The sequence below is a fragment of the Martinezella calliandrae genome (genome assembly GCF_030272695.1).
In the GTDB taxonomy this organism is placed as follows: domain Bacteria; phylum Pseudomonadota; class Alphaproteobacteria; order Rhizobiales; family Rhizobiaceae; genus Rhizobium; species Rhizobium calliandrae.
In genome coordinates this window covers 1-3,644 of record NZ_JARFYN010000124.1, presented here as the reverse complement: position 1 = coordinate 3,644, position 3,644 = coordinate 1, and the positions used below count along the sequence as shown (strand labels likewise).

2 protein-coding genes are annotated in these 3,644 nt (G+C 54.3%); both read right to left on the bottom strand.

Annotated features, from left to right (window positions below):
• Positions 1–557 precede the first annotated feature (557 nt).
• Complete coding sequence (gene speB / locus PY650_RS36150) at positions 558–1,538, bottom strand: agmatinase (protein WP_285884879.1); 981 nt, start codon at positions 1,536–1,538, stop codon at positions 558–560.
• A gap of 578 nt (positions 1,539–2,116) precedes the next feature.
• The gene (locus PY650_RS36145; RefSeq protein WP_285884877.1) at positions 2,117–3,355 is read right to left on the bottom strand and encodes an ATP-grasp domain-containing protein; all 1,239 of its coding nucleotides are present in this window, start codon (positions 3,353–3,355) and stop codon (positions 2,117–2,119) included.
• Between the last annotated feature and the right edge of the window lie 289 nt (positions 3,356–3,644).

Here is a 3,644-nt window from a genome sequence, read left to right as displayed (position 1 = left end):
TTCAGACATAGCAATTCATACCAAGCTCATTCCCTGAACTCACACGAATAAGCCCGATCCCCCGCTATCGCCAGATGGGGTCAATGCACCGCTTACGAAACAACTGCCGAAGAGCGTGGTGCGGTAAATCCGCACGCCACGTTCTGTGGGAACCGGAGGTGGGTGACCACCTCCGGTGACCCGGTGGCGCCCGGTAACGGGCGTCCCTACCGCGAATGCGCCAAGATCAGTGCGGACAGCGGTTGGCGTTTTTGATTGAACGGATGTGGGTTCCATAACCTGCTCCTCCCGAGCAAGTGCTTTGATGCAGCCTCACTCTGCCAGAGCGTAGGCCGCTGTTCACTCCTCATGGGATCTAAACCCGAAGGGGTGCCTCTCACCCGCCCCCGCTCCTCCGTTTCAATCCGGACCAGCCGGTCGGATCGGGGGCTGACCAACAGTGCCAGTATCGCGTTTCTAGCTGATGGCGCCGCATTTCTAATCAGCTTTGACATCGTTTTTTGTAGAGATGGCGCTCCAAAAATGTTCCGACGCAGCCTGGACATAAATTGTTGGGATCACGCGAATCTCGCTTTTGCCTCCGCCATAACGCACAGCAACTCAAACATAAGATTGGCAGCAACCAGCTGGGTGTGTCCCGTCAAGTCGTACATTGGCGCCACCTCACAGATGTCTGCCCCGATGATCTGCCGCCCGGTAAGCGATCGAATAATCACCTGAGCGTCACGAGGCGACAGCCCACCGATCTCCGGCACACCCGTTCCCATAGCGCAGGCAGCGTCCAAGCCATCGATGTCGAACGACACATATGTTGGGCTACCGCCAATGATTCGGCCGATTTCTTCGATGACCTTTGGGCGCCCCATGCCTTCATACTCGTCGATAGTGATCACTCGCATGCCAACAGATATGCCATATGCAGTGTCGTTCTCGCTGAGCTGGCTGCCACGCAAGCCGATCTGGATCATGCGTTTGGGATCCACCAAGCCCTCCTCGACAGCCCTCCTCCAGGTCGTCGCATGGTTGATCTTCGTACCATGCACTTCGTCTAACGTGTCTGAGTGCGCGTCGAACTGAACCACCCCAACGGGCTTATCCTTAGCGATTACGCGTAGGATGGGAAGAGGGATCGTGTGATCTCCGCCAACAGACAGGGGCCACGCTCCCGCGGCATGGATCTCCTCGAACGTGACTTGGATAAGATCAATACTCTTTAGCGCCTCGTGCGCGTTAACAGCCGCGTCACCGACATCGGCAACATTCACCAAAGTAAATGGGTTGATCTTGGTTACGGGATTGAAGCGTCGGAGAATGCGTGAGGCTTCGCGAACCGCAGCCGGCCCTAGCCGTGTGCCCGGCCTCACGTTGGAGCCGAAATCGTAAGGCACGCCTACGAGGGCAATGTCCAGCCCACGACCAATTGGCCTGCGCTGCGCGCGCATAAACGTAGCTACATCCGCATAGCGCGGTGTTTGGCTAGGATCAATCACGGGCCAAGCCTGCTCGCGGACGGTGGAAAGACTTCTGTTTTCTGTCATTGCGAATCTCCTGAAACGTGGGATTGCGGCCAAGCTTTGGATTTGTTGTGATTGTTCCATCCCGATTTTCGTCTGTTGTAGCGAAGCCGGCGCATCAACGAACTCCAAGGCCCAATCGCTTCGCTCCAACTATCGCTGAATGGTCGGCGGCTTCCTCGATACAGTGAAGCGTTTCAAAGGTCTTCATACAGTCTCGCCCCTGTGCAACGCGGCATGCATGTTCTGCCTTCTCCAGAAGTCCTGTGGGCTGGTCGAAGCACGACATACCGCGGTTCACCATGGAAGCAAAGTTGATGCAAGATTGGCGCCGCTACACTACTTGTCCGCACCGGCGGTCCGAAGCACCAACCAGCGAGCTAACGCTCGACATTCTTGTCCAGCTTCATACACAAACGCCACCGGACAGAAACGTTAGGAACAGCAATTACCCAAACACTGCCCTAGACCGACCTTATTCTTGCTCTCTTTGTCAGTTTCCAAAGAAATCGGCTCGGGACGACCGCACGACAGGGGACCACCTCCACAGAGGCCAGAACCAGCTTCAGGTTGGATCATTTTCTAAAGTCAAGGTCGTGCTCCTAATCACCAAGAGCCGGAAACGGCGTAATCGCCCACTGGATTAGGTCGACAGCGCGTTGCAGTATTGCCTCAGTTTGAGCAAGGTTAGGCGAAGCGGCGACGACATGTCCGATACAGTCTCGGTAATCTCCATACTTGACGATCGGCGTCTTCGCTTCAACAAACAATTTGACCTCGGCCACACCTGGTATAGCAGCCGCCTGTCCGTCCCCAACGATCCAATCGAGGGTGCCCTCGCGATTGGGAACCAAATACCGCACGGCCGAAGTTTGCGAATGCTGTCTATGCAAATTGGCATCGTCGCCGATGAGAAGTTTGATATGCTCCGTGACAAAATCTACACCGTAAGCCAGCTTTACCAATTGAGGATCCGGGGCTCCTGCAAGTCGCGGATTGACTTCAATTACGACTGGACCTCGCTTTGTCCATCGGAACTCGATGTTCGAAGGCCCCCAGCCAAGGCCGAGAGCTCGCAAACAACGCGACGAAAGTTCGGTGAGATGCTCATGCTCGCCATCGGTCAGATGAGCTGGAATGGTCGTTTGTTGAAAGACGAAATGCGGTAACTGTCCGAAGACCGTGCCTAAAATCCCAACCACCTCATTTCCCATTATCTCGGCGCAATAAAAGTCCCCTTGTGCAAATTCTTCGACCAGTACTTTCGACAAAGATTGCCACATGTGTTCGCGGTGGAATAAATAGGCAGTATGTTCGGCCAACTCATCCATATTGCGGCACAAGCGGACACCCATGCAGCCGTGCCCTTCGGCTGGCTTGAGAACTACCGGTAGACCTATCTCCGCGGCAGAGCTTTCGACGTCATTCGCATTCACCGCCATGCGATAAGCCGGCACTGGAACGCCGGCTTCAGCAAGAAGCTGACGTTGAGTGAACTTGTCGCAACATCGTTCAATGGCTGCTGGGTCCGGGCCTGCTAGATCGAAGTGCCGGCAGAGCTTGCCGACCATCGCATAGGTCCGCTCATCAAGAGTGGTAAAGCCAGTAATGCCAGCAATATCATACGTCGCAGCAAGCCGCGAACATTCGTGAATCAGCGCATCGAGGTTGTGTGTGTCGACTCGGATTGCCTCAAGCCCTTCTTCTGCAAGATAACTATATTGTCTGGGATCAGTCGACAGCGTAATTGGGTGGAGACCAAGACGCTGGGCAGCTTGGGCATATAGCAGACCATTGCCCCTCTGATAGCCTTCAATGAAGATGAGTACTCTTCTTCCCATTGAGCTTGTATCCGTTTTTCAACAATGCCGTGACCTCATTCTTGAGGTGCATACATAACATTCCCAACGAATTGCCCAAGTAAAGATTTGGTAACGTTTTAAAACGTTTGGCGGGCTGCAGACGCGTCCGATTTCACGGAACGTTCCGAACGGTACGGTCCTCCTTTGAAGTGGACGCGATCATCGAAATTCTAGTACTACAGTTGCGTTTGATCTCTTGATTTATAGTGAGCGATCATTGCAGACGCTTGATGCATGCGCCGCCAGAGTGACCATGCGAAGATAAAAC

Coding starts and splice junctions, on each gene's coding strand:
- speB (WP_285884879.1), bottom strand. CDS start 1,538: ATGACAGAAAACAGAAGTCTTTCCACCGTCCGCGAGCAGGCTTGGCCC.
- PY650_RS36145 (WP_285884877.1), bottom strand. CDS start 3,355: ATGGGAAGAAGAGTACTCATCTTCATTGAAGGCTATCAGAGGGGCAAT.